The 21762-nt window shown below is 66.1% G+C and carries 23 protein-coding genes and 2 pseudogenes; 15 read left to right on the top strand and 10 right to left on the bottom strand.

Features of this window, described 5'->3' with window-relative positions:
* Positions 1–32: 32 nt before the first annotated feature.
* A complete protein-coding gene (locus G4G31_RS19710) occupies positions 33–1082 on the bottom strand; it encodes an AraC family transcriptional regulator (protein WP_182989038.1) in 1050 nt (349 codons plus the stop codon).
* A 70-nt stretch (positions 1083–1152) separates the two neighbouring features.
* Here G4G31_RS19710 and G4G31_RS19705 point away from each other — a divergent pair, with 70 nt between their 5' ends.
* The 9 genes and pseudogenes from G4G31_RS19705 to G4G31_RS19680 all read left to right on the top strand — a co-directional run bounded on the left by G4G31_RS19705 (position 1153) and on the right by G4G31_RS19680 (position 8892).
* On the top strand, positions 1153–2748 hold the full coding sequence (locus tag G4G31_RS19705) for an FAD-binding oxidoreductase (RefSeq protein WP_182989037.1): 1596 nt from the start codon (positions 1153–1155) through the stop codon (positions 2746–2748).
* Between the two features lie 8 nt (positions 2749–2756).
* Positions 2757–3704, top strand: coding sequence for an FAD-dependent oxidoreductase (locus G4G31_RS28645; protein ID WP_308621758.1), 948 nt, complete (start codon positions 2757–2759; stop codon positions 3702–3704).
* Positions 3593–4381, top strand: coding sequence for an FAD-dependent oxidoreductase (locus G4G31_RS28640; RefSeq protein ID WP_308621756.1), 789 nt, complete (start codon positions 3593–3595; stop codon positions 4379–4381). Before G4G31_RS28645 ends, G4G31_RS28640 begins: the two co-directional genes overlap by 112 nt.
* Positions 4371–4868 (top strand): FGGY family carbohydrate kinase, encoded by a 498-nt coding sequence (locus G4G31_RS27745; protein ID WP_267873632.1) that lies wholly within the window; start codon positions 4371–4373, stop codon positions 4866–4868. The genes G4G31_RS28640 and G4G31_RS27745 overlap by 11 nt, the downstream gene beginning before the upstream one ends.
* Positions 4823–5682 (top strand): annotated as a pseudogene (locus G4G31_RS27740) (FGGY-family carbohydrate kinase); the annotation flags it as partial. The gene G4G31_RS27745 and the pseudogene G4G31_RS27740, both read left to right, overlap by 46 nt.
* 90 nt (positions 5683–5772) lie before the next feature.
* Entirely contained in the window at positions 5773–5934 is a 162-nt protein-coding gene (locus G4G31_RS26925; protein WP_229425702.1) for a hypothetical protein, read from the top strand.
* Positions 5935–6067: 133 nt separating this feature from the next.
* Positions 6068–6433 carry a hypothetical protein gene (locus G4G31_RS19690; protein WP_182989036.1) on the top strand — a complete coding sequence of 122 codons (366 nt, stop codon included), beginning with the start codon at positions 6068–6070 and terminating at the stop codon, positions 6431–6433.
* Positions 6434–6901: 468 nt separating this feature from the next.
* Entirely contained in the window at positions 6902–8491 is a 1590-nt protein-coding gene (locus G4G31_RS19685) for a S10 family peptidase (protein WP_182989035.1), read from the top strand.
* On the top strand, positions 8488–8892 hold the full coding sequence (locus G4G31_RS19680) for an EF-hand domain-containing protein (protein WP_182989034.1): 405 nt from the start codon (positions 8488–8490) through the stop codon (positions 8890–8892). The genes G4G31_RS19685 and G4G31_RS19680 overlap by 4 nt, the downstream gene beginning before the upstream one ends.
* Here G4G31_RS19680 and G4G31_RS26920 read toward each other — a convergent pair.
* The 4 genes from G4G31_RS26920 to G4G31_RS19665 all read right to left on the bottom strand — a co-directional run bounded on the left by G4G31_RS26920 (position 8801) and on the right by G4G31_RS19665 (position 11215).
* Complete coding sequence (locus G4G31_RS26920) at positions 8801–9004, bottom strand: hypothetical protein (RefSeq protein ID WP_229425129.1); 204 nt, start codon at positions 9002–9004, stop codon at positions 8801–8803. The two genes, G4G31_RS19680 and G4G31_RS26920, sit on opposite strands and share 92 nt — an antisense overlap.
* A gap of 44 nt (positions 9005–9048) precedes the next feature.
* Entirely contained in the window at positions 9049–9231 is a 183-nt protein-coding gene (locus G4G31_RS26915; RefSeq protein WP_229425128.1) for a hypothetical protein, read from the bottom strand.
* 185 nt (positions 9232–9416) lie between these two features.
* Entirely contained in the window at positions 9417–10622 is a 1206-nt protein-coding gene (locus G4G31_RS19670) for a PLP-dependent aminotransferase family protein (protein ID WP_182989033.1), read from the bottom strand.
* 131 nt (positions 10623–10753) lie between these two features.
* Entirely contained in the window at positions 10754–11215 is a 462-nt protein-coding gene (locus tag G4G31_RS19665) for a RidA family protein (RefSeq protein ID WP_182989032.1), read from the bottom strand.
* A gap of 221 nt (positions 11216–11436) precedes the next feature.
* Here G4G31_RS19665 and G4G31_RS19660 point away from each other — a divergent pair, with 221 nt between their 5' ends.
* On the top strand, positions 11437–12234 hold the full coding sequence (locus tag G4G31_RS19660; RefSeq protein WP_182989031.1) for a hypothetical protein: 798 nt from the start codon (positions 11437–11439) through the stop codon (positions 12232–12234).
* 154 nt (positions 12235–12388) lie between these two features.
* The gene (gene htpG, locus G4G31_RS19655; RefSeq protein WP_182989030.1) at positions 12389–14308 is read left to right on the top strand and encodes a molecular chaperone HtpG; all 1920 of its coding nucleotides are present in this window, start codon (positions 12389–12391) and stop codon (positions 14306–14308) included.
* 171 nt (positions 14309–14479) lie between these two features.
* Here htpG and G4G31_RS19650 read toward each other — a convergent pair whose 3' ends face one another.
* The 5 genes and pseudogenes from G4G31_RS19650 to kynU form a co-directional block, all read right to left on the bottom strand.
* Positions 14480–15571 (bottom strand): acyltransferase, encoded by a 1092-nt coding sequence (locus tag G4G31_RS19650; protein WP_182989029.1) that lies wholly within the window; start codon positions 15569–15571, stop codon positions 14480–14482.
* 69 nt (positions 15572–15640) lie between these two features.
* Positions 15641–15916, bottom strand: a complete 276-nt coding sequence (locus tag G4G31_RS28635; RefSeq protein WP_308621752.1) for an alpha/beta hydrolase — start codon at positions 15914–15916, stop codon at positions 15641–15643.
* A 71-nt stretch (positions 15917–15987) separates the two neighbouring features.
* Positions 15988–16185, bottom strand: a pseudogene (locus tag G4G31_RS28630) (RBBP9/YdeN family alpha/beta hydrolase); the annotation flags it as partial.
* Between the two features lie 24 nt (positions 16186–16209).
* Entirely contained in the window at positions 16210–17052 is an 843-nt protein-coding gene (gene kynA, locus G4G31_RS19640) for a tryptophan 2,3-dioxygenase (protein WP_182989028.1), read from the bottom strand.
* Positions 17053–17069: 17 nt separating this feature from the next.
* Complete coding sequence (kynU, locus tag G4G31_RS19635; RefSeq protein ID WP_182989027.1) at positions 17070–18326, bottom strand: kynureninase; 1257 nt, start codon at positions 18324–18326, stop codon at positions 17070–17072.
* A 632-nt stretch (positions 18327–18958) separates the two neighbouring features.
* On the opposite strand from kynU, the gene flhD reads away from it, so the two are divergent.
* The 4 genes from flhD (at position 18959) to motA (ending at position 21757) form a co-directional block, all read left to right on the top strand.
* Complete coding sequence (gene flhD, locus G4G31_RS19625) at positions 18959–19276, top strand: flagellar transcriptional regulator FlhD (RefSeq protein ID WP_182989025.1); 318 nt, start codon at positions 18959–18961, stop codon at positions 19274–19276.
* A gap of 102 nt (positions 19277–19378) precedes the next feature.
* On the top strand, positions 19379–19945 hold the full coding sequence (gene flhC / locus G4G31_RS19620) for a flagellar transcriptional regulator FlhC (protein WP_182989024.1): 567 nt from the start codon (positions 19379–19381) through the stop codon (positions 19943–19945).
* A 239-nt stretch (positions 19946–20184) separates the two neighbouring features.
* On the top strand, positions 20185–20757 hold the full coding sequence (locus G4G31_RS19615) for a class I SAM-dependent methyltransferase (RefSeq protein WP_374011264.1): 573 nt from the start codon (positions 20185–20187) through the stop codon (positions 20755–20757).
* A gap of 139 nt (positions 20758–20896) precedes the next feature.
* The gene (gene motA / locus G4G31_RS19610; protein WP_182989023.1) at positions 20897–21757 is read left to right on the top strand and encodes a flagellar motor stator protein MotA; all 861 of its coding nucleotides are present in this window, start codon (positions 20897–20899) and stop codon (positions 21755–21757) included.
* The last annotated feature ends 5 nt before the right edge of the window (positions 21758–21762 follow it).

The following is a 21762-nucleotide window of genomic DNA, read 5'->3' as shown; positions in this document are numbered from 1 at the left end:
GCCTGCCGCCAGAGGAGTGTTGCCGCCAGGGGTCAATCGCGGTCGCGCCAGGCGCCCGGGTTCACCCCGGACCATTCCTTGAAGGCGTGGGTGAAAGCGCTCTGCTCCTGGTAGCCGAGCAGGAAGGCGATGTCGGCCAGCGAGAGGCTGCGCTGGCGCAGGTAATCCCGTGCCAGGGCGTAGCGCACGCTGTCGAGCACCCCGCCGAAGCTGGTGCCGGCCTCCAGCAGGCGGCGCTGCAGCGTGCGCGGGGACAGCCCCAGTTCCTGCGCGATCGAGGCCAGGCGCACGCTCCCCTGCGCCAGCCTGCGTTCGATCGCGGCGCGAACCTGGCCGACGATGGCCGGGGCATCGGGAGCGCGCGCGGCCAGCTTGCGTTCGGCGTGCTCGCGCAATACCGGATAGAGCCCTGTGTCGGCGTTCGGCACGGGCAGCGCCAGCAGCGCGGCATCGAAGAGCGCGGCATTGGCTTCCTGGCCGAAGGCGGGCAGGGTGCCGAATACGCGCAGGTATTCGTCCGGGTCGGTGCCGGCGTCGGGCGCATGGGCAAACGCGATGCGTGCGGGCGGCAGCAGGCCGCCGGTCAGCCAGCGGCCGAAGGTCTGGATGCCGGCGAAGACGCTTTCGGCCAGGTGGCGGCTGGCCTGCGGGAAGCTGCTCACCCATTCGTAGCGGGCATTACCGCCGTCGACGGCCAGGCGCGAGCGCCCGAGGTCGTGCGCCAGCGCCTCGTAGCGCAGGGTCTGTTCCAGCACCTGGCCCAGGTCGCGGCAGGCCAGCAGCACCAGGCCGTACACGGTGTAGGTGCCCGGACGCACGCGCTCGCCCACGTGCAGGCCGAAGTGTTGGTCGTTCGTCAGCCGCGCACCCGCGTCGAGCAGGGCCAGGTAATCGGCGGCCGCCAGTTCCTCGACCTCCGGCGCCAGCAGTGCCGGGTCCAGGCCGCAGGCGCGTGCCAGCTCGCCGGCCGCGACCCCGCGCGCGGACGCCGTATCGAGCAGCGGCTGCAGGTAGGCGCGGGTGACGCGCCGGGTTGACGCAGCGGGCGCCGCGGGTGACGCAATCGGACAAGGTGTTGTCATAAAGAGCAATACGCAGGGCGGGTTCTCGCTTACGCTGGCGGCAATGACAAAAGTATAAAGGGAAACCTGCATGAGACGGTGGAATGGCTGGGGAGAAGAGTCGGTCGAGGTGGCGCTGAACGACGATGCGCTGGGTTTTCTGGCGGCGCGCATCGGACCGGGGACGGGGCCGCGGGACGCCAGCTTCGTGCAGGCATGCGAAGGCGTCAAGGCGAGCCGCCTGCCGCCCCACCCGCTGGTCGACACGGCGCGTCCGGCGCGGGCCTTGCACGCGCTGGGCCAGAGCCTGCCGGACTGGCTGCGCCTGCGCCACGGACGACTTGGCGCGGTGCCGGACGGCGTGGCCTGCCCGGAGAGCGGGCAGGAGGTGCGCGCGCTGCTGGACTATGCGGCCGCCTGCGGCGCGGTCGTGATTCCCTATGGCGGCGGCACCAGCGTGGCAGGGCATGTCAATGTACTCGATGCGACGCGTCCGGCCTTGTGCGTCGACATGCGGCGCCTGCGCGCGCTGATATCGCTCGACCGTGAATCGCAGCTGGCCACCTTTGGTGCCGGCGTCACCGGCCCCGACCTCGAGGCGCAACTGCGCGCCCATGGCTACACGCTCGGGCACTTCCCGCAATCGTTCGAGTATTCGACGCTGGGCGGCTGGGTGGTGACGCGTTCGTCCGGCCAGCAATCGCTGCGCTACGGCCGCATCGAAGCCATGTTCGCCGGCGGGCGCCTGGAGACCCCGGGCGGCACGCTCGAGATACCGACCTTTCCCGCCTCGGCCGCCGGCATCGACCTGCGCGAGATGGTGCTCGGCTCCGAAGGCCGGCTCGGCATCCTCACCGAAGTCACCGTGCGCGTGACCAAACTGCCGGCCTTCGAAGCTTTCCACGCCGTCTTTTTCCCTGACTGGGAACGGGCCGCGGCGGCCGTGCGCACGCTGGCGCAGGCACGCCTGGGCCTGTCGATGCTGCGCCTGTCGAACCCGATGGAAACCACCACCATGCTGGCCCTGGCCGGCCACAAGGGGCAGGTGGCGCTGCTGGAACGCTACACGGGCTGGCGCGGCTGCCGCCGGGACAAGTGCATGCTCCTGATTGGCACCAGCGGCGAGAAGACAGCTGCGAAAGCGGCACTGCGCGCCGCGCTGGCGATCACCCGCGGACAGCGCGGCGTGCACCTCGGGCGCGGCATGGGCGAGCGCTGGCGCCAGGGACGCTTTCGCAATGTCTACCTGCGCAACAACGCCTGGGGCCACGGCTATGCGATCGATACTGTCGAAACGGCGGCGGACTGGCCGTGCATCGATGGCGTGATGCACGCCATCGAGCGTGCCGCCGCTACTGCCCTGGGCGAGCACGGCGAACGCGTGCACGCCTACACCCACCTGTCGCACCTGTATCCGCAAGGCGCCAGCGTCTACTCGACCTTCGTCTACCGCCTCTCCGGCGACTACGAGACCGATCTGGCGCGCTGGCGGTCGCTCAAGGGCGCGGTGTCGGAGGCAATCGTCGCAGGAGGCGGCACGATCAGCCACCAGCACGGCGTGGGCGTCGACCACGCGCCCTGGCTGGCGGCGGAAAAGGGCGAACTGGGGCTGGAAGCGATGCGGGCGCTGTTCCGTACCCTGGACCCGGACGGGCGCATGAACCCGGGCAAACTGGTGGCGCCGTGAAGGCGGACGTGCGAACACACGGCGCACTGTCCTGGCAGCGCGGCTGGCGCGCCGGGCTGCCGGCGCTGCTCGGGCGCGAATGGGACATCCTCATCGTCGGCGGCGGCATCACCGGCGCCGGCATCCTGCTGGAAGCGTCGCGGCGTGGACTCAGCGCGCTGCTGGTCGAGGCGCACGATTTCGCCTGGGGCACGTCGAGCCGCTCCTCGAAGCTCGTCCACGGCGGCCTGCGCTACCTGGCGCAGGGCCACCTGGGACTCACGCGCGAAGCCGTGCGCGAACGGGAAGCCCTGCTGCGCGATGCGCCCGGCCTGGTCGAGCGCCGGGGCTTTGCCTTTCCCGACTACGGCAGCAGCCCGAAGAAGCGCCGCACCATGCTGGCCGGGCTGGCACTGTACGACCTGTTCGCCGGCCGGCGCGAGCCGCACTGGCTGGACGCCGCCGACTTCGCGCTGCTCGCACCGAACACCGTGCGCGCTGGCCTGCAGGGCGGGGTGATCTACACGGACGCGAAGACCGACGATGCGCGCCTGGTACTGCGCACGCTGGGCGAAGCACGCCGCCATGGCGGCGTCGCGGTCAACCACCTGGCGGTGCAGTCCCCGGTCTCGGATAGCGGGCGGGTTGCCGGCGCCCGGCTGCGTGACGCCGTTGCGGGTAACGACTACGAAGTACGCGCCCGGCTCGTCATCGATGCCGGCGGCGTCTGGGCGGGCCGGCTGGACTCTAGCACCGGCAAGGCACCGCGCCTGCGCCCGCTGCGCGGCAGCCACCTGGTGCTGCCGGCCTGGCGCCTGCCGCTGGCGCAGGCGATCAGCCTGATGCATCAAGCGACGGCCGCCCCGTGTTCGCCTTTCCCCGGGAGGGCGCGACCCTGGTCGGCACCACCGACGTCGACCACGGCGACGGCCTGGAGCGGGAAGCGGTCATCACGCGCGCCGAAGTCGATTACCTGATGGCGGCCCTGCATGCGCAATTCCCCGAGCTGGCGCTGAACGAGGGCGACATCCTCGCCACCTACGCCGGTGTGCGTCCGGTCGTCGACAGCGGACCGGTCGACGCGCCATCGAAGGCGGGGCGCGAGCATGCCATCTGGTGCGGCGACGGCCTGGTCGGCGTCACCGGCGGCAAGCTGACGACCTTCCGCGCGATCGCGCTGGACGTGCTGCGCCAGGCGCGGGGCCAGCTGCCGGGCTGGCTTGACGCGCTGGCGCCGTGCGCCGTGTTCGATCCGGTCGCCTTGCCGCACACCGAGGCCAGGCTGGCGGCACCGGTGCTGCGGCGCCTGGCCGGCCGCCATGGCGAGGCGGCGCAAGCCCTGGTCGACGCGGCGCAGCCGGGCGAACTCGAAGCGATTCCGGGCACGGAAACCCTGTGGGCCGAGCTGCGCTGGGCCGCGCGCCTAGAAGCCGTCGAGCATCTCGACGACCTGCTGCTGCGCCGCACCCGCCTCGGCCTGCTGCTGCGTGGGGGAGGGCTGCAACACCTGCCGCGCATCCGCGCCATCTGCCAGCCTGAGCTGGGCTGGCTCGATGCGCGCTGGGACGAGGAAGCGGCACGCTACAGGTCGCTCTGGAACAACCATTACAGCCTGCCCACAGCGGCAGGCACGAGCACCACGCATGAAGCCTGAACCCCTGATCCTCGCCATCGACAACGGCACCCAAAGCGTGCGCGCGCTGCTGTTCGACCTGCACGGGAACATCGTCGCCAAGTCCCAGGTCATGCTGGAAGCTTATTTTTCGCGCGAGCCCGGCTGGGCCGAGCATGAACCGGAAGGCTATTGGCAGGCCGTGTGCAGCGCCTGCCAGGGCCTCTGGACCCAGCCCGGTGTCGACCGCACGCTCGTACAGGCCGTGGCCGTGACGACCCAGCGCGGCACGGTCGTCAACCTGGACCGCGACGGCAAGCCGCTGCGCCCGGCGATTACCTGGCTCGACCAGCGCCGCACCGACACCGTGCCGCCGATCGGCGCCTTCTGGCGCACGGCGTTCCGCCTCGCGCGGGTGAAGAACACGGTGGACTACTTCCGCGGCGAGGCCGAGATCAACTGGATCCGCGCCCACCAGCCCCGGTGTGGAACGCGACCGACAAGTTCCTGCTGCTGTCGGGCTACCTGAACTGGCGCCTGTGCGGGCGCTTCGCCGATTCCAGCGGCTCGCAGGTGGGCTACCTGCCTTTCGACTACAAGCGCCACCGCTGGGCCGGCGCGCGCGACTGGAAGTGGCAGGCGCTTGCGGTGGAGGCGCGCATGCTGCCCGAGCTGGTTGCCCCCGGCACGCGCCTCGGCACGGTCGACAGTCAGGCGGCCGGTGCCACCGGCATCCCGGCCGGCACGCCGCTGTTCGCCGCCGCCGCGGACAAGGCCTGCGAGGTGCTGGGCGCCGGCTGCAATGAGCCGCACGTTGGGTGCCTGAGCTACGGTACCACTGCGACCATCAACACCACCAGCAGCCGCTACGTCGAGGTGACGCCCTTCGTGCCGCCCTACCCAAGTGCGCTGCCCGGCACCTACAGCCTGGAAGTGCAGGTGTTTCGGGGTTACTGGATGGTGAACTGGTTCAAGGAGCAGTTCGGCCATCCCGAGCAGCAGCGCGCCCTGTCCGACGACATCGCGCCCGAAAAGCTGTTCGACGCCTTGGCCGAATCGGTGCCGCCGGGTTCGATGGGCCTGATGCTGCAGCCCTACTGGACGCCCGGCATCCGCGTGCCCGGACGGGAAGCGAAGGGCGCCATCATCGGCTTCGGCGACGTGCATACCCGCGCCCACGTCTACCGCGCCATCCTCGAAGGCCTGGCCTACGCGCTGCGCGAAGGGAAGGAGCGCATCGAAAAGCGGAGCGGCGTGCGCATCACGGAACTGCGCGTGTCGGGGGCGGCTCGCAAAGCGACGCGGCCATGCAGCTCACCGCCGACATCTTTGGTTTACCGACGGCGCGCCCGCACGTGTACGAAACCTCGGGACTGGGCGCGGCGATCGACGCGGCCGTCGGGCTCGGCCTGTACCCGGATTTCGCCAGCGCCGTGGCGGCGATGACGCGGGTAGGGCGCGTGTTTCAGCCGATCGAAGGCAACCGGGCCATCTATGACCGCCTGTACCGGCGCGTGTACCGCAGGATGTACAAGCAGCTGCAGCCTTTGTACCGGGACATTGCCGAGATCACGGGGTATCCGCGCCAGCCTTGAACGCCTGGCCGCGATTCGAAAATATTTCCCTACAGGCAAGCTATCGACTAAACTGGCAACCCGATGGCCCGTCCGCACTGGACGGGGAGCGGACGTGCCGATCCGATCGACGCGCTAACGATGAAGGAAGCGGATGAACAAGCTGTGCGCACTGATACTGGTCTTCGCCGTCATGTTGAACGCGTCGGCAGGCGAACCCGCCAGCCAGGCAGGCGGCCAGAAAAGCTGCACGATCGGGCCAACGGAAAAAACCTTCGGAAAAACAAAGTGGCTTGTCTACGGCTGCGATGACGCGACGATGGCGGTCATTGTCTCGGCTGCAGGCAATCCCGCCGGTCCCTTCTACTTCGCCGTGTATCGTGAAGCCGGCCGCTACCGGATTGTTGGTGAAGGAACAGGGAGCAAGACCGCTTCCGGTGCCGCGCTCAAGGACTTGCAGGCCTTGAGCGATACAGCCCTGGATGGCCTCGTGCGCGAAGCGGCCCGCCCGAAACCGTGAAATCCTCCTGAAGCGTTTGCCTGCGCGAAGCTCGTGGAGAACCCTGGGGTCAGGTCTGTCATTCGGACACGATCTCAGCTGTACGGTGCACATGTCGCGGCTAAGGGCAGAGCTCGTGTCCGTTTGTCAGACCTGACCCCAGCCGTTTGATCCTTTGCCTGCGCGAAGCTCGTGGAGAACCCTGGGGTCAGGTCTGTCATTCGGACACGATCTCAGCTGTACGATGCACATATCGCGGCTAAAGGCAGAGCTCGTGTCCGTTTGGAGAACCCTGGGGTCAGGTCTGTCATTCGGACACGATCTCAGCTGTACGATGCACATATCGCGGCTAAAGGCAGAGCTCGTGTCCGTTTGTCAGACCTGACCCCAGCCGTCTGATCCCAGCCTCCGCGCGCCGATTGCTGTTGAGTTATTTCATAGTCCGTGGATAATCAAGGTCATCCTTGCCGTTATCCCACCAGGACAATCATGGCCCATCAAGCTGCTGCCCGACAGTCGCGCCGCCCCGGCGGAGTTCCCCATCTTGCGGGCCTGCTGCTCGCATCCACACTGGCGGCGTGCGGCGGGGGCGGCGGGAGCGATCCGGCGCCGCAGCCGCCGCCGGTAGCGGCATTGCCGGGCAGTTATGCCGATCCGGTCGGCTATTCAGGCGCGGCGACAAGCGCGCTCGCGAGCGCCCAGGAAGGCGCATCCAAGGTTCAGGCGAGAATGACCCTGGACGGAAAACAGCTCGATTACACGGCCAGCGCCGGCCACCTGACGGCGACGGACCTGCAGACCGGGCAGCCGGCCGTATCGTTCTTCTATGTGGCCTACACCGCCGGCGCGCAGCCGGCAACGCAGCGGCCGGTCACGTTCTTTTACAACGGCGGCCCGGGCTCGGCCTCGATCTGGCTGCATCTGGGCGCATTCGGTCCGCGCCGGCTGGCAACGAATTTCCCGGCAACCGTGCCGCCGCCTGCCGCCGGACAGCTGGTCGACAACCAGGAAACGCTGCTGGACCACTCCGACCTGGTGTTCGTCGACGCCATCGGCACCGGTTATTCCCAGGCGATCGCGCCCTATACCAACGCCCAGTTCTGGGGTGTCGACCGGGACGCGCAAGCCTTCCGCGATTTTATCCGCCGCTTTCTGGTCGCCAACAACCGGCAGGCGTCGCCGGTCTACCTGTTCGGCGAATCCTATGGCGCGCCGCGCACAGCCGTGCTGGCCAACCTGCTCGAGAGTGCCGGGGTGCGCGTCGCCGGCGTGATGCTGCAGTCGGCCGCCATGAACTACAACAGCAACTGCGGCATGTTCAATCCGGGGCAGGTCAGCTGCGAGGGCTATATCCCGAGCTATGCAGCGGTGTCCTACTACCACCAGAACGGCAGCCTGCCGAGCGACTTCTCGTCAGTACTGCAGCAAACGCGCGCCTTCGCCGCCGGCTCTTACCGCAGCGAGGTCAATGCCTACATCGCCAGCGGAACGGCGCCAAGCGGGGCGACGCTGGCGCAATTGCAAGCCTATACCGGCCTGTCGACGCAGACCTGGCGCCAGGATTTTTCGATGACGCCGGGAGGCTACCGCGCACGCCTGCTGCCGGGGCAGGTGATCGGGCGCTACGACGCCAGGGTGAAGGCGCCCGGCGGCAGTGCGTTGGCGGCCGGCGGCGACCCTTCGCTCACGCTGGTCAACAACGCTTTCGTCGGCACCATCCACAATTATCTCGAGACCGAGCTGCGCTATACCGCATCCACGCCCTACATCAGTTCCAACAACGTCCTGCCGCAATGGAATTTCAGCCACGACGGCAAGACGCTGCCGGATACGATCCCGGACCTGGCCGCCGCCCTGACGCTCAATCCCGCCTTGAAAGTGATGGCCATGAGCGGCTACCATGACCTGGCCACGCCGTTCTACCAGACCGAGCTGGACCTGGCGCGGCTGGGTGCGGGGGCGGGCGTCCAGATCCGCAACTACGACAGTGGACACATGAGCTATCTCGACGACCGCGTGCGCCGCCTCCAGAAGGCCGACCTGCGCGCCTTCTACAACAGCGTATCGGTGGCACAATGAAGATCATGCCTGTCATTTTCCTGTTCCTGGGTGCGGCGTCAGTGCTAGCCCCGGCTGCCGCCGCGGTGCAAGAGCAGACGCCGATCGGCGCCGACGGCCAGCTCCCGCCGGCCTTGCGCAACCGCCCGCGCGATACGCCGCCAGCAGCCGCAGGCGCGGCGCTGCGTGCGCAGGCGCTGGCGAAGCTGGAGGCGCAGTTCAAGGCGGCCGACCTGAATGGCGATGGACAATTGTCGCCTGAGGAGGCGAAGGGCTTCGGCTTCGTTGCCCGGCATTTCGACGACATCGACACCGCGCGCCGCGGCGCCGTCAGCTTCGACGACCTGCGCATGCATCTGGCACGGGCCCAAGGCCGACAGGCGCTAAGCAGGCAATCGGCGGCGCCCACTCGAAGGCCGTGACGACGTCCTCTGTCCCGGTGCGCGCGCTCATGAACATCACGGGAATTTCGCTCGTGGCCGGGTGGGACTTCAGGCGGCGGCAGACTTCGATGCCGTCCAGGCCGGGCAGCACCAGGTCGAGCAGGATCAGGTCGGGCAGGATCAGGTCGGGCAGGATCAGGTCGGGCAGGGCGCGCCGGGCAATGGCAGCGCCCGTTCGCCGCTGTTGGCAATGAAGCTCTGGTAACCCTGTTCCAGCATCATCGAGCGCAGCGCGCCCAGTTGCGCCGGCGCGTCGTCGACGAGCAGGATGGCAGCCGGACGGGCAGGCGCGACGGCTGCTGAGGCGAGATGGGGCATTGCGGTGTCGTCGGGGACAGTTTGATGGCGTTCAAAATCACACCCCGATGTCGGTCGTCGGGCTATTTATTGTTGCCTTGAGGTCAGTTCCCATTGTTGCAACAGCGCAACCGGGAACGCGAGACCGCCGCGGGCAGGCGCGGGCTGGGCTGGGCTGGCCGATGGCGGCCAGCCCGGGGGGCGGCTTAGAGCATGGCGGCGATGAGCTTGCCGAGGATCGCAATGCCTTCGCGGATGCGTTCCGGCGGTACGGTGACGAACGACAGGCGCAGCGTGTTGCTGGCCGGGTCGGTCGCGTAGAAGGGCGCGCCCGGAACAAAAGCCACGCGCGCGGCAATGGCCGTGTCGAGCAGCTTCATGGCGTCGATCTGTTTCGGCAGCGTCACCCAGATGAACATGCCGCCATCGGGTTTGGTCCAGGTCACCTGGGCCGGGAAGTGCTCGGCCATCGCATCGAGCATGGCCTGGCACTGGTTGCCGTACAGGGTGCGGATCGTCGGGATGTGCTCGTCGAGGAAGCCATCCTTGACCACCTCGTACACCACCATCTGGGTGAGCTGGGCGGTGTGCAGGTCGGCCGCCTGCTTGGCCAGCTCGAGGCGGCGCGCCAAAGGCAGCGGCGCGCAGACGTAGCCGAGGCGGATGCCGGGCGTCAGCACCTTCGAGAACGAGCCCATGTAAATGACGCCGTCCGGGTTCATCGCCACCATCTTCGGCATCGGCACGCCCGAATACGACAGCGCGCCATAGGGATCGTCCTCGATCAGCGGCAGGCCGAGGCGGGCGCAGGTGTCGACCAGTTCGCGGCGGCGCGCCAGCGACAGGCTGCGGCCGGTCGGGTTCTGGAAGTTCGGCAGCGAATACAGCAGGCGCGCGCGCTTGTCACCTGAACCGGCCACATCGGCAATCGAGGACGGCACCAGGCCGTCGTCGTCGGTGGCGACCGAGGCGAACTCCGGGCGGTAGACCGAGAAGGCCTGCAGTGCGCCGAGGTAGCTCGGCGTTTCGACCAGCACGCGGCTGCCTTCGTCGATCAGGACCTTGCCGATCAGGTCGAGCGCCTGCTGCGAGCCCGAGGTCATCAGGATCTGCTCGGGCACGATCCTCACTCCTTCGGTGGACAGCGAATTGGCGATCCACTCGCGCAGCGGCGCATAGCCGTCGGTCGGGCCGTACTGCAGCGCGACCTTGCCGGTCTCCGATAACACCTTGTCGTAGGCCGCCTTCATGCGCTCGACCGGGAAAGTCGCCGGCGAAGGCAGGCCGCCGGCAAAGGAGATGATTTCCGGGCGCTGGGTGATCTTCAGGATCTCGCGGATGAAGGAACTTTGCAGCTGCTGCGCACGCTGCGAAAACTGCCACTCGATGGGTTGCGACGTCTCGTTGTTCATGCTGGTCTCGCTAAGAGGGAAAGCGCGGGCCTTGCCGGCCGGGTGGGCGCGCCGGGTAGGACGCCCTGTCGTTGGCGGCGCAGGAGGGCGGATGGCCCGGCCGCGCCGCCGTGCTGGTCGAGAAGCAGGCGTTACGCCACTTCGACGACCAGGTCGATCTCAACGCAGGCGCCGCGCGGGCACTGGGCCACGCCGAAGGCGCTACGGGCGTGCTTGCCGGCGTCGCCGAAGACTTCGCCCAGCAGTTCCGAGGCGCCGTTGGTCACCAGGTGCTGCTCGGTAAAGTCCGGGGTCGAATTCACCAGGCTCATCAGCTTGACGATGCGCTTGACGCGGGTCAGGTCGCCGCCGCAGGCGTCCTGCAGCGTGCCCATCAGGTCGATCGCGATGGCGCGCGCGGCCGCCTGGCCGTCCGCCGTGGTCTTGTCCTTGCCGAGCTGGCCGACGTTGACGGAACCGTCGGCATTCTTGGCGATGTGGCCGGAAACGAAGATCAGGTTGCCGGTCTGGACATACATGACATAGGCGGCGACTGGTGCGGCGGCCGGCTGCAGGGTGATGTTCAGTTCCTTGAGTTTGTCGTAGACGGACATGAAAATTCCAATGCGGTGAATGAGACCGGTATTGTACGACTTGAAAGCCCTGCTGCACACCGAAACTGAACGGGGCGCGCCCTCTCGAGGCCCCGCCTTGACTGCCGTCGCTGCACGGTGGACCCGGCTGCACCGAAGGGATTGAAGTTGCCAAACCGATATTGCCCGGTGTTATCATCATGGATTGCCCCGCGGGGCGGTTCGACTGGAGAATCCAGGCCATGACCCCGGTGCTCGCACTCAAACTCACGCTGGTTCCCTTCCTGATCTATCTCGTCACCCTGGCCGGCCGGCGCTGGGGGCCGCAAGTGGCCGGCTGGCTGTCGGCCTTTCCCATCGTCGCAGGGCCCATCCTCTTCACTCTGAGCGTGGAACAGGGCGCCGCCTTCGGGGCGCATGCCGCCGAAGGCACCCTGCTGGCGGTGCTCGCCATCCTCGTGTTCAGCATCGCCTATGCCCGGGCCTCGAGCCGTTTCCAGGTGGCCGGCTCGATGCTGGTGGCCCTGCTCGCCTATGGGGGTGCCGTGGCGGCGCTGCAGGCGGCGCGTCCGCCCCTTGGCGTCGCGTTCGTGCTGGTGTGGGGTGCCTGCCTGCTGGCTTCAAGATTGTTCCCGCAGGTCGAGGAAGGTGTCAGCGGCGCGCGGCGCAACGACCTGCCGTGGCGCATGCTGGCCGCGGTCCTGCTGGTGCTGGCCGTTACTGCCGCCGCGACGCAACTGGGCGCGCGCCTGTCCGGTTTTTTTCGCCATGTTCCCCGTGATGAGCACCGTGCTGGTGGGCTTTGCCCATGCCGGCAGCGGCCGCGCCAGCGCCGTGGCCCTGCTACGCGGCATGGTGGCCGGCTACTTCGGCTTTTCCGTGTTCTGCGTCACGCTGGCGCTGCAGCTGCGCCCGGGCGCGCTCGGAAGCGCCTTTGCGCTGGCACTGGGCTGCGCGCTGGTCGTGCACCTGGCGGCACGGCGCATGCTGGCGCCGTCACCCGTCGCGGCCGGATCCAGGGTCTAGCTCCCTTGTCGTGACAAGGCGGGACGGCTGCGCCACCGGGTGATCTGCAGTGTTGAGGTTTTTGTAAGATTTCTTGTATAACAGACCTCTTGAAAACCGATCTACTCACCCAATATTGCTGCAATCCGTAGCACCTTATCGTCAACCCGTATCACCACGAGGAACAAGATGGCGTCCGCCGAAAAAGAAACCCTTGGCTTTCAAGCTGAAGTAAAACAGCTGCTGCAACTGATGATTCACTCCTTGTATTCGAACAAGGAGATCTTCCTGCGCGAACTGATCTCGAACGCGTCCGACGCGGCCGACAAGCTGCGCTTCGAGGCGATCAATAACGACGCCCTGTACGGCAACGACCACGAACTCAAGATCCGCGTCTCCTTCGACAAGGATGCCAGGACGATCACGATCTCCGATAACGGCATCGGCATGAGCCGCGACGAAGTGATCTCGCACCTGGGCACGATCGCCAAATCCGGCACCAAGGAATTCTTCAGCAAGCTCTCGGGCGACCAGAAGCAGGACGCGGCCCTGATCGGCCAGTTCGGCGTGGGCTTCTACTCGGGCTTCATCGTCGCCGAGAAAATCATCGTCAATACCCGCCGCGCGGGCGCCTTCGTTTCCGACGGCGTGCGCTGGGAGTCCAGCGGCGAGGGCGACTACAGCATCGAGACCATCGAGAAGCAGAGCCGCGGCACCGACGTCATCCTGCACCTGCGCGAGGGCGAGGAAGAGCTGCTGTCGAACTGGAAGCTCAAATCCATCATCCGCAAGTATTCGGACCACATCTCGCTGCCGATCCTGATGCAGAAGGAAGAGTGGGACGAGGAGAAGAAGGCGACGGTGCTGAAGGACGAATTCGAGACCGTCAACCAGGCCAGCGCGCTGTGGGCACGCAGCAAGAGCGAGGTCACGGCGGAGCAGTACAACGAGTTCTACAAGCACGTCTCGCACGACTTCCAGGACCCGCTGGCCTATACCCACAACCGCGTGGAAGGCCGCAGCGAGTACACCCAGTTGCTGTACGTGCCGAGCCACGCCCCGTTCGACCTGTGGGACCGCAACAAGCGCGGCGGGATCAAGCTGTACGTCAAGCGCGTCTTCATCATGGACGACGCCGAGCAGCTGATGCCGACCTACCTGCGCTTCATCAAGGGCGTGATCGATTCGGCCGACCTGCCGCTGAACGTCTCGCGCGAGATCCTGCAGGAGTCGCGCGACGTGCGCGTGATCCGCGAAGGCTCGACCAAGCGCGTGCTGGGCATGCTCGAGGAAATGGCGAACGCCGAGGAGCAGGAAGGCAAGGACAAGTACCTGACCTTCTGGAAGGAATTCGGCCAGGTACTGAAGGAAGGTATTGGCGAGGACAGCGCCAACAAGGACCGCATCGCCAAGCTGCTGCGCTTCGCCTCGACCCATGTGGACAGCGCGGACCAGACCGTGTCCTTCGGCGATTATGTATCGCGCATGAAGGAAGGCCAGGACAAGATCTATTACGTCACCGCCGACAGCCATACCGCCGCGAAGAACAGCCCGCACCTGGAAATCTTCCGCAAGAAGGGTGTCGAAGTGCTCCTCATGACGGACCGCGTCGACGAATGGATGCTGTCCTTCCTGAACGACTTCGACGGCAAGGAACTGGTGTCGGTGGCGAAGGGCGGCCTCGATCTCGGCAAGCTCGAAGACGAAGCCGAGAAGAAGGAACACGAGGAGACCGAGACCCAGTACAAGGAACTGGTCGAACGCATGAAGGGCGCGCTGGCGGACAAGGCCAAGGATGTGCGCGTGACCTTCCGCCTGACCGATTCGCCGGCCTGCCTGGTGGCGGACGAGCACGAGCTGTCGGCCAACCTGGTACGCATGCTGAAAGCCGCCGGCCAGAATGCGCCGGAATCGAAGCCCATCCTCGAGATCAACCCGAACCACCCCTTGGTGACGCGCCTGAAGTACGAGGACGCGGCAAGCCCGCGCTTTGGCGACTGGTCGCACATCCTGTTCGACCAGGCCCTGCTGGCCGAAGGCGGCAGCCTCTCCGACCCGGCGGCATTCGTGAAACGCATGAACGAGATGCTGCTGGCGGGCGCCAGGTAAGCGTCACCGTATCATGCAAGACCGGGCCTGCGGGCCCGGTTTTTTTTCGTCTGCATCGTCAACGGTGAACGGCGGGGCTCGTAGGGTGGGCACTTGTGCCACGCGCTACGGCGGTTGATCAGAGATGTCGTGGAACGCAGCCGCAGATCCGCGTGGGCTCGAGAGCCCACCCTACGTAGGGCGCGCCGCGAGCCTGGCAAACAGACCCCCGAACCAGGCCTTGCGCTGCTCCGTGATGTGCCCGATCACCCAGGTCGAGGCCACGATCAGCACGATCAGGGCGCTCACGTCGACCGGGTCCGAGCGCTGGTGCGCATACAATATCAGCCACAGGCGCATGACCAGGGCGTGCACGAGATACAGCGTGAAGGTATACGAGGCCAGCGCCCGTATCGGCTTTTCCACGCGCAGCAGCCCCGTGAAACCGACACTCTTCGCGCACAGGAAGTTGGCCAGCACCAGCAGGCACACGAGGTAGTCGGCCAGTACCCGGTCGGCGCTTTTCAGGGGCAGGCCGGGGAAGGGCCAGTGGGCATTGGCATAGGCGCGCAGCGCGGTATCGAGATCGGAGAGCTTGAACAGCACCAGCAGCGCCAGCGTTGCGCACCAGCCGAGCAGCGCCAGCGGGCGCGCCAGCGTGTGCGCCGGCGTTTCACTGCGCTGCCAGCGATACAGCAGCACCCCGCTCGCCCACACCGGCAGCAGCAGCCACAGTTTCGGCCCGACGAAGAGCAGCACCGAGGTGGCTGCCACCAGGCGCCGCCTGCCGCGCAGGTAGAACAGGGCGCCGAACAGCACGTAATACCAGACCTCGTAACCGAGCGACCAGTAGGGCGCCAGCAGTGGCGGCGGCTCGGAGATGGTCCAGAGTTCTCCCATGAACAGCAGGTGCAGCGGCAGGTAGAGCCAGGGCTTGGCGAGCTGGTAGAACTGCGCCTGCTTGGCCAGCGACAGGAACGCCGCCGCGCCGAAGGCGAGCAGCAGCAGGGGCAGGGCCACCGAATAGATGCGCGTGCAGCGTGCCAGGCAATAGTCGCGCAGGGTCGGGTTCTTCTGTTCGGTGGTGTAGGCGATGACGAAACCGGACAGCACGAAGAAGACAATGACGGCTTCGCGCCCGAGCTTCAGCCACCAGGCGTTACCGTCTGCAATGACCCCGTATGGTTCCAGGTGGCTGGCCACGACCAGCACGGCCGCGAGCAGGCGGCAGCAGTCGAGGTAGAGCGACAGTGCTCTGGAGAGCGGAGGTGGCGGAGGAACCATGGTTGCGCCCGGTTATGCAGCCGCCATGATAGCGCGCCTCGGCCCACGGCGCGCACGGCTGGGTGGACGCTAGCCGCGCAGCTGCGCCAGGAAGTCCTGCAGCATGCGCTCTCCCTCGGGCCAGTCGCCGTAGCCGCTGTCGGCGTTCACATGGCCGGCGTCGCCGATCTCCAGGTAACGGCTGCCCCAGGCGTCCGCAAAGGCCCGGGCGCGTTCGCGTGTCACGTATTCGTCGTTCGTGCTGGCCACGACGATGCTGGGAAAGGGCAGCCGCGCCATCGGGATCGGCGTGAAACCGTTGGCGTCGATCGGGTAGGAGGCGGCTTCGACGTCGCTGGGCGCCACCAGAAGGCGCCGGCCGCGCGCAGGGGCGAACCGGACTGCGCCCACTGCACGGCCAGCATGCAGCCCAGGCTGTGTCCGACCAGTACCGGCGCGCCGCTGCAGGTGGCAACGGCCGCATCGAGTTCGGCCACCCATTCTTCCTGCCGCGGCGCGTTCCAGTCGCGGTGCTGCACCCGCCGCCACGCGGGATGGCGCGCTTCCCAGTGCGACTGCCAGTGCTGCGGGCCCGAATTCCACAGGCCGGAAAGAATCAGTACGTCATAATCCATGGCGCCCCCGTTGGTCAGTCAGGCTTAGAGTGCCGTGCGCAGCGCGAACAGTTCCGGGAACAGCACCACATCGAGCATCTTGCGCAGGTAGCTCACGCCCGCCGTGCCGCCGGTGCCGGTCTTGAAGCCGATGATGCGCTCGACCGTCGTCACGTGGCGGAAGCGCCAGAAGCGGAAGGCCGTCTCCAGGTCGACCAGCTTCTCGGCCAGTTCGTACAGGCCCCAGTGCTTGTCCGGATCCTGGTAGACGGCCAGCCAGGCCAGCTTCACCGACTCGTCATGCTCGGTAGGCAGGGTCGTATCGCGCTCGAGGCGTTCGGGGGCGATGGCAAAGCCGGCGCGTGCCAGCAGGCGCACCGACTCGTCGTAGATGGACGGCGCGTGCAGTTCCTGCGCCAGCACGGCGTGGGACTGCGGGCGCTTCTCGTGCACGGCGAGCAGGGCCGGGTTCTTGTTCCCGAGGATGAACTCGAGCGCGCGGTACTGGTGCGACTGGAAGCCCGACGAGGCCCCGAGGTAGGGGCGGATGGCCGTGTATTCGGACGGCGTCATCGTCGCCAGGACATCCCAGGCATGGACCAGCTGGTCCATGATGCGGGCCACGCGCGCCAGCATCTTGAAGGCGGGATCGAGCTGGCCCGCACGCAGTTGCTCGCGCACGGCCGCCAGTTCGTGCAGCATCAGCTTGATCCACAGCTCGCTGGTCTGGTGCTGGATGATGAACAGCATCTCGTTGTGGTTCGGCGAGAGCGGGTGCTGGGCCGACAGGACCTGGTCCAGGCCCAGGTAGTCGCCATAGCTCATCGATTCCTTGAAATCCATCCTGGCGCCGTGCCACTCGGCCGGCTTGGTATCGGTGTCGTTCATGCGGTTCTCGAAAAGGATCAGGTCACGTTGCTGCGTTCGGCGGCCACGTCGTAGTCTTCGCGGTCGAGGAGTTCCTTCAGGATCGCCACCGCGTCCCAGACGTCGGCAAAGCTGGTGTACAGGGGTGTGAAGCCGAAGCGCATGATCTCCGGCTCGCGGTAGTCGCCGATCACGCCGCGCTTGATCAATGCCGCCATCACCGCATAGCCATGCGGATGGGTGAAACTGACCTGGCTGCCGCGGCGCGCGTGCTCGCGCGGGGTGACCAGGCCCAGCGGATGGCCGGCGCACTGCGCTTCGACCAGCGCGATGAAGAGGTCGGTCAGGGCCAGGGACTTGGCACGGATGGCGTCCATGCTGGTCTCTTCAAAAATCTCGAGGCCGCATTCGACCAGCGACAGCGACAGCACCGGCTGGGTGCCGCACAGCGCGCGGCCGATTCCCTCGCAGGCCTCGAAGCCGTGTGCCATGGCGAAGGGTTTCGCGTGGCTCCACCAGCCCGTGAGCGGATGCGCGAACTGCGCCTGGTGGCGCTGCGGTACCCAGATGAAGGCGGGAGCGCCGGGACCGGCGTTCAGGTATTTATAGGTGCAGCCGACGGCGAAGTCGGCTTCGGCGCCGCGCAGGTCCACCGGCACCGCGCCGGCCGAGTGGGCAAGGTCCCAGACGACGAGGGCGCCGTTCTGGTGCGCGAGGCGGGTGAGCGCCGCCATGTCGTGCTGGTAGCCGGTGCGGTAGTTCACATGGGTCAGCATCAGCACGGCGCAGTCGGCGTCGATCGCGGCCGGCAGTTCGTCGATCGAGTCGACCAGGCGCAGGCAATAGCCACGCTCGAGCCAGCGGGTCAGGCCCTCGGCCATGTAGATATCGGTCGGGAAGTTGCTGCGTTCGGTGACGATGACGCGGCGGGCGCTGGCCGGCCCCCGGGCCTGGATCTGCAGCGCGGCGGCCAGGGCCTTGAACAGGTTCAGCGAGGTGGTGTCGGTGACGACCACTTCGCCGGTACCGGCGCCGATCAGGGGCGCCAGGCGGTCGCCGAGGCGCTTGGGCAGGTCGAACCAGCCGGCCGTGTTCCAGCTCCTGATCAGATCCTGGCCCCATTCGCGCGCCACCACGTCCCGGGCGCGGGCCAGCGCCGCGCGTGGGCGGGCGCCGAGGGAATTGCCGTCGAGGTAGATAGTGCCGGGCGGCAGGTCGAAACGGTCGCGCAGGGGCGCCAGCGGATCCTGGGCGTCGCGCGCGAGGCAATCGGCGCGGGTGATGTTGTTGTTCATATCTTTATATGGATGGGATCAAGTCGGGTGCGCTGGACGGCGTTCGGCGGCAGTGTAACAAGAAAAGCGCGAGCGCCGACGATCGAGGATGACGATTTAACATCTTTTGACGCCGGTACCCGCCGTGCATGCGAATGTTTGGAATGTATCGAAAAATAATTGTCGAACACCCTAAAGTTCCCGCCGAACCCGCCGTTAAGGGTACAGAAGGGCAGAAGACGTGGTCGAAAAATATTTCAAAAATATTTTTCAACACCCCTAAAGTTCTTCCGGAGGCCGCCGTTAAAGAGCTTGAGCAGCAGGAAGCACGGTGAAAAAAAGTTGGAAATCACCCTAAAGTTCATGGATGAGTTGACGTAAACCAACACATGAGCCGTTCCGGCAACTATCGAGCAAGTCGGAACAGGGCGCTTCGCTACATGATCTCCGCCTCCTTTTTCATAGGAGCGCATCCCCCATCTGCAAGGGTTTGTAAGACAAACTCCTACGGATGCTGTCGTCTTTGCCGGACGCAAAATACAGTGTCCGTCCGATTCCCCAAAAGTTTCTCTACAGTCAGAATCTATCTCACTGGCAACACGAATTAACCGCAAATACTTGCGCCAGGTTCAAACAGGAAGATGGAGATAAAAATGACTGCAAACGACATGATGGCTGAAATCCGTGATGCCAACCTGAGCTACCTGATGCTGGCTCAGCAAATGATCCGTGCCGACAAGGTCACCGCTATCTTCCGCCTGGGCATCTCGGCCGACATCGCCGACCTGATCGAAGGCATGAGCAATGCCCAGATCCTGAAGCTCGCCGGCGGCAACATGATGCTGGCCCGCTTCCGCTTCGACGACACCGCGATCCTGACGATGCTGACCAGCCACAGCAAGGATCGTGCGCTGGCACAATCGCACGCCGCCATCCTGATGGCCGGCCAGCCTGCCGAAGAAATCGTGTAATTGCCCCGGCGCTCATGCGCCAGGCATGTTTTTTTGCCCCGGATGTCCCGCTGAGTTGTGGCCGATGGTGTAGGATGATCACGACTGAAGCGGGAGTGTCGGATGAGTAAAAAAAGCGTCGTAACAGAAGCGCAGGAAATCCAGCTCGCGATCGAGCTGATCCAGTTGGGCGCGCGCCTGCAACTGCTCGAGAGCGAAGTCTCGCTGTCGCGCGAGCGCCTGATCAAGCTGTACAAGGAACTGAAGGGGGTCTCGCCCCCGAAGGGCATGCTGCCGTTTTCCACCGACTGGTTCCTGACCTGGCAGCCGAACATCCATTCCTCGCTGTTCATCAACATCTACAACTTCCTGGTCGAGAACGCCGGTGCCACTGGCGTCGAGGCCGTCATGAAGGCGTACAAGCTCTACCTCGAACAAATGCCCGCCGCGCCAGGCGAAGAGCCCCTGCTGTCGCTCACGCGCGCCTGGACCCTGGTGCGTTTCTTCCAGAGCGGCATGCTCAAGCTGGCGCCTTGCGAGAAATGCAAGGGCAAGTTCGTCGTCAATACCCTCGATCTGAACAGCGGCTACCTGTGCGGCTTGTGCCACATGCCTTCGCGTGCGGGCAAGACACGCAAGGCCAAGGATGCCGCCGAAGCCGCCGCCCGGCAGGATGCTTCGGAAGCCTGACTCGTCCGGGCAGCCGTCCGGCGATGCCGGCGGCGCCGTTTCGCCGACTGGTTTCCTGCGCCGTATCCTCCGCCCGCCGTCGATCCGCGCGCTGCTGTGCCAGTGCGCCGCCTTTCCCCTGACCCTGCTTGCCGTCTTCGTGCTCGCCCGTGCCGGTGCCGCGCCCGGCTATCCCGCCGCCGCACTACTGCAAGGCTTGTTCGCCGCCGCGCTGACCTGGTGCTGGCGCCTGGCGCCCGGTGGATTGCGATCGCGCTGCTGTTCCCGCTGGCCCTGCTGGGTGCCGGCCGCCTCGGCCTGCCGCCCTGGTGTTCCCGGTGGTGTTCCTGTTCATGCTGGTGCTGTACTGGTCGACCTTCCGCACCCAGGTACCGTACTACCCGTCCGGGCGCAGCGCCTGGGCGCGCGTGGCCGAGCTGCTGCCGCAGGGCAGGGCGATCTCGGTGATCGACATCGGCAGCGGGCTCGGCGGCCTGGTGCTGGACCTGGCGCGGCGCCGGCTCGACGCCCGCGTGGTCGGCATCGAACTGGCGCCGCTGCCCTGGCTGGCGAGCTGGCTGCGGGCGCGCCTGCAGCGCAGCCGCGCCCGCTTCCTGCTCGGCGACTACGAAAAACTCGACTTCGCACAGTTCGACGTGGTGTTTGCCTACCTGTCACCGGCGGCGATGCCGGCGCTGTGGAAAAAGGCCAGGCGCGAGATGCGTGTTGGCAGCATGCTCATGAGTTATGAGTTCGCTATCGAGGAGTGTCCGCCGACCTTATCTGTCTATCTACAAGATACTGGTCGAACTCTCTACATTTGGCACTTTTAGGCGACAATCCGGGCTGTTTTACTTGCCCGTGGGCCATTCTCCCGCTATTGTAGTTCCCTACGGAAAAACTTTTCCGAGACGACTAGTCTCGGAACATACCTTACCTCAGGCCTGGCGGGCCGCCTTCTGGAGCTGTGTCTTGTTAGTCATTATCGGTTACGTCATCGTTTGCGCTTCCGTCTTCGGCGGCTTCGTCATGGCCGGCGGCCATGCGGCCGTGCTGTTCCAGCCGATCGAGCTCCTGATGATCGGTGGCGCGGCCCTCGGTGCCTTCTTTGTCGGTAACAACAACAAGGCGATCAAGGCGACCATGAAGGCGCTGCCGACCGTGCTCAAGGGATCGCAGTACACCAAAGAGATGTACATGGAACTCATGTCGCTGCAGTTCGACGTGCTCTCGAAAGTGCGCAAGGAAGGCCTGATGTCGATCGAAGGCGACATCGAGTCGCCGGAAGCGAGCCCGCTGTTCTCGAAGTATCCGCTCGTGCTGGCCGACCACCACATCATCGAATTCATGGCCGACTACCTGCGCCTGATGGTGTCGGGCAACATGGACGCCTTCCAGATCGAAAACCTGATGGACAACGAGATCGAGACCCACCACCACGAGGGTGCCGTGCCGGCCCACGTGATCGCCAAGCTCGGCGACGGCCTGCCGGCCTTCGGTATCGTGGCGGCGGTGATGGGTGTGGTGCACACCATGGAATCGGTCGGCATCCCGCCGGCGGAACTCGGTATCCTGATCGCCAAGGCGCTGGTCGGTACCTTCCTCGGCATCCTGCTGGCCTACGGCTTCGTCGGTCCGCTGGCGAACCTGCTCGAGCAGAAGCTCGAGGAATCGAGCAAGATGTTCCAGTGCGTGAAAGTCACGCTGCTCGCCAGCCTGAACGGCTATGCGCCGGCGCTGGCCGTGGAATTCGGCCGCAAGGTGCTGTACTCGACCGAGCGCCCGAGCTTCGCTGAGCTCGAAGAGCACATCAAGAAGTCGAAGAGCAAGTAAGCAAG

The sequence above is a fragment of the Massilia sp. Se16.2.3 genome, from assembly GCF_014171595.1.
In the GTDB taxonomy this organism is placed as follows: Bacteria; Pseudomonadota; Gammaproteobacteria; order Burkholderiales; family Burkholderiaceae_D; genus Telluria.
The sequence above is the reverse complement of the archived record's forward strand: the minus strand, read 5'-3'. Positions and strand labels throughout refer to the sequence as shown.